Annotated in this window: 4 protein-coding genes; 2 read left to right on the forward strand and 2 right to left on the reverse strand. The window is 71.3% G+C overall.

Going from position 1 to position 3,698, the window contains the following annotated elements; translation table 11 throughout:
- Window positions 1-521, forward strand: a 521-nt coding sequence (locus GT354_RS51980; RefSeq protein ID WP_161365519.1) for an alpha/beta fold hydrolase, incomplete at its 5' end; no start/stop codon positions are given.
- Between the two features lie 124 nt (window positions 522-645).
- Here GT354_RS51980 and GT354_RS51985 read toward each other — a convergent pair.
- Window positions 646-921, reverse strand: a complete 276-nt coding sequence (locus GT354_RS51985) for a hypothetical protein (RefSeq protein ID WP_202513241.1) — start codon at window positions 919-921, stop codon at window positions 646-648.
- A gap of 538 nt (window positions 922-1,459) precedes the next feature.
- Between GT354_RS51985 and GT354_RS51990 the strand changes: the two genes are divergently transcribed.
- A complete protein-coding gene (locus GT354_RS51990) occupies window positions 1,460-1,924 on the forward strand; it encodes a GNAT family N-acetyltransferase (RefSeq protein ID WP_161365521.1) in 465 nt (154 codons plus the stop codon).
- Window positions 1,925-1,931: 7 nt separating this feature from the next.
- Here the strand turns inward: GT354_RS51990 and GT354_RS51995 are convergent, their stop codons facing one another.
- Window positions 1,932-2,357, reverse strand: coding sequence for a hypothetical protein (locus tag GT354_RS51995; RefSeq protein ID WP_161365523.1), 426 nt, complete (start codon window positions 2,355-2,357; stop codon window positions 1,932-1,934).
- Window positions 2,358-3,698 lie beyond the last annotated feature (1,341 nt).

Genomic DNA, 3,698 nt, shown 5'->3' on the forward strand with positions numbered 1-3,698 from the left:
ACGGCACGTCCATGGGTGGGCGCGTCGCCCAGTGCCTCGCCATCCACCACCCCGAGCGGGTCCGCGCGTTGATCCTGGGCTGTACGTCGCCCGGCGGCCCACACGGCCTGGAACGCGGCCACGACGTACGCAAGTCGCTGACCGCACGCGAGCCCGGCGCGGCCCGGCGGGCCCTGCTCGACCTGATGTACACCCCGGCCTGGGTGGCGACCCACGCCGGCCCGTACACCACGCTGGGTGACCCCGACATGCCCCCACACGCGCGGCGCGGGCACCTGATCGCCAGTCATCGGCACGACGCGTGGGACGCCCTGCCCGGTATCACCGCACCCACGTTGGTGGTGCACGGCGGCGACGACCTCCTCAACCCGACGGCCAACGCCCCACTGCTCGCCGGCCGGATCCCCGGCGCGCGATCGGCCGTCATCCCGGGCGCCCGCCACGCGTACTTCGAGGAGTTCCGCGCGGTCGCCGGGCCGCTCGTGCTGGACTTCCTCGACGAAGTGGCCGCGACTCGCTGACGCGCCCGGCGTGTTCGGCCTGGTTGAACCGCTTGGCTCGCCCCGTGCGCTCGGCTCGTCGCGGTCGGGGCTCGGCAATGCCGGCCGCCCCGACCGCGGCGGTGTACCGCGGCCTACCGTCGGCTCACCACAGCACCGGCAGTCGCTCCGGCAGCCGCTTGATGAACCCGGTACGCCAGACCAGCCGATCGAGCGGAACGGCCAGGCGCAGCGCGGGCAGCCGGTCCACCAAGGCGGCTATCGCCACTCCGGCGTGGGCGCGCGCGAGGGCCGAGGCCGGGCAGAAGCGGCGACCCGCGCCGAACGCCGGATGCGGGTTGTCGGCGCGGTCGAAGTCGATCCGGTCCGGGTCCGCCGGATCGGGGCATGCAGCGGCCTCCCGGTCGCAGGGTGAAGGCACTCCGCCGGATCACCGCATCGCCGTCGGACCGGACCGGCCTCCGAATCTCGGGGGCGGGCAACGCGTGGACGGCGGAAGTCGCGCTGTCCCGGGGCGGGCGCAGCGCGAGTCGGTGCCGCGGAGCGGGTGGTGTTCCGTACCGCGCGGACCTGAGGGCGTACATCAACGGCCTCTGCCGGTGATACACCGCAGCCGGGGCTTCGAGGCCGCTGCGGTGGCTGTGCACGTGTGCACGCTCGGGTGCCCGGGCGCGGGTGTCGCGAACGCATACGTCCACCGCGATGTGGCGGGTGCGCAAGGTGGTACCCCTCAAGTGCCGCATGTCCCTGTGGCGCCGTGCGCTCCCGGTGTGGCGGCAACGACTGCAAGTTATCGGTGCGGCCGGAGCGTCAGCACGTGTGTGCGATTGTGACGGGAATCGAATCCCACATGGCCGAAAGACATGTGGACGGGGGCGGGTCGAGGACGGACGCCGCCGCGATTCGTGGCGCGGCGCGGGCCGAGGAGGGGGCGCCGGCGGAGGAGGATAAACTGCGGCATGGTCGAGATCGGCAGGCTTGAAGCGTCGGATCGGGTTGCGTGGGAGGCCCTGTTCCGCTCCTATATCGAATTCTACGAACGGGTCGAACCTCCCGAGATGTACGACAGGGCGTGGCGGGAGTTCCGCGCCGACACGCGGATGCATGCCCTCGGGGCGAGGCTGGACGGTCGGCTCGTCGGGATCACCCACTTCCTCGTACACCCCAACACGTCGGGCCCGGACGTGTGTTACCTCCAGGACCTTTTCACCGCGTCCGACGTACGCGGCAAGGGCGTGGCCCGAGCGCTGATCGCCGCCGTCGGTGAGTGGGCGCGCGAGCAGGGCTGTTGCCGGCTGTACTGGAGCACCCACGAGTCCAACGCCACCGCGCGCCGGCTGTACGACAAGGTCGCCGAGAACCGCGGGTTCATCCGCTATCAGATCGAACTACCACCCCCGAGCGGTGGCGTTCCGCAGAAGTGACCGGCCGTCAGGTCGACGAGGCAGGGCCGGAGTCGGGGTCGGACTCGGAGCCGGGGGCACGATCGCGACCCGCCTCGCCTTCGGCCAACAGCCCGATGATGCGGCGTAGTTGGTCGGCGTAGTGCTCCGTGAACGCCGGGCTTCCCGGCTCGGCGTCGAAGAGCCCGCGGACCAGGTACGGCATCGTCTGCGGAATCATGATCACGCCCATGACGGCCAACAACACGGCGGCCGGGTCGTGGTGGCCCGCGAGTTCGCCGAGGGCCTGGCGCTCGCGGACGGCGGCGAGGTCGGAGTCGGCCGAGGCGTCGTCGAAGTCGTCGGAGTGTCGCTCGGTGTCGCTCTCCAGGCTGCGCCGGACCGCGAGCCGGGACGGCCCGAGCCCGACCGTCGCGGCGCGGATCGACACCACCCGCGGCCCGCTGTACGTCAAGGCTCTGCCGACGGACGCCCGCCGGGCCCGGGCGCAGGTGCGCGAGGCCGCCGTCAACCCGCATGTTCGGCCCTTCGCCCCCGAGTTGCGCCGGCGGGTGGTCGTCGACGGGTGGGATGTGCTCGCGTTCGAGGCGGTCGACGGGCGGCGCGCCGACTACACACCCGGCTCGCCGGACCTGCCCCGGGAGGCCCGTACCCTCGCCGAACCGGCCCGCCTGCCCGCCGCCGACGTGCCGCTGCACCGGGCCGAGTCGCGGATGAGCGGCCCCCGTGAGCGCGGCGGTGTCAACGAGGTGACAGACCAGCGGCTAGTACACGTGAGGGCGCTGCGGAGATCCGTCCCGAGCATCGAGCACCTTTTGAACGACACCGAAGGTAGTTGCCGATCGTGGCTTCACGCACGGTCGTCAAGCTTCGGCGCGCCAAGAAGGCCCTCCTGGGCGCGCGCGGGGGGCCCGATCGTCGCCACCCGCCGTGCCACGCCACGCGGTGCCGAGGTCGGTTCACCTTCCCGACTGTGGTGAGTTCGTGGCGTTCATGGTGTTTCGTCGTAACTGCCCTCGGCTCCGGCTCGCCCCCGGCGTGGGGAGTCGCCGGCTCATCCTCGTCCGCGCGGGGACTTCGACAGCCGTCGCGAGCCCGCTTCGCGTACGGGCTTGCGCTGCGGCCGTCGTCGCGGAACTCCTTGGCGGTAACCCGTCGGTAGTCATGGCACACGGACCGGGTGTCGATCACCCCACGGTTGGTCTGCGTCGCGACGAGGGCTTGTTCGTCACCAACCGAAGAGGTAGACGCGGCTGTGGTCGGCGCTCTCGGGCGGCCGAGCGGCGGCCGAGCGGCGGCCGACTCTTCGCTTACACCAACTGCACTCGTAACGCGGGTGTTTGGCCGTTACGGCCGCACGCCCACTCGGGTGCCCGGTACGTTTCCCGCGATACACCGATGAATCGCTACGTGCGCTACGCCCGCTACGTGCGGCGCGTGTGATTCGCGGCTGTCTCGATTCGGGTGGGGACCTGATTGCCGCGTGGGGTGGGGACCCGTGCGTCCACGGTGGCGGTCGGTGCGTGGTCTCGGTACGAAGTCGACGCTCCGGCGTTCCCGGATGGGGAGAGGTCGATCGGTGTGGTCCGTCTCCAGGGAGGGGATCCCGATGTCGCTCGGCTCAAGTGTCACCAAAATCATGAAGATCACCAAGAACACAGAGACCACAAAAGCAACGAAAGCCTGGAAGACTTCACAGGATTCGGCGTACCGGCCCATCCACGCCGGACGCGCCACGCTGCTCCGCGTCCGCCCCCGTCTCGCCGCCGTCGCGGCGGCCGCGGCCCTCGCCGCC

The sequence above is a fragment of the Streptomyces sp. SID3343 genome, from assembly GCF_009865215.1.
GTDB lineage: Bacteria > Actinomycetota > Actinomycetes > Streptomycetales > Streptomycetaceae > Embleya.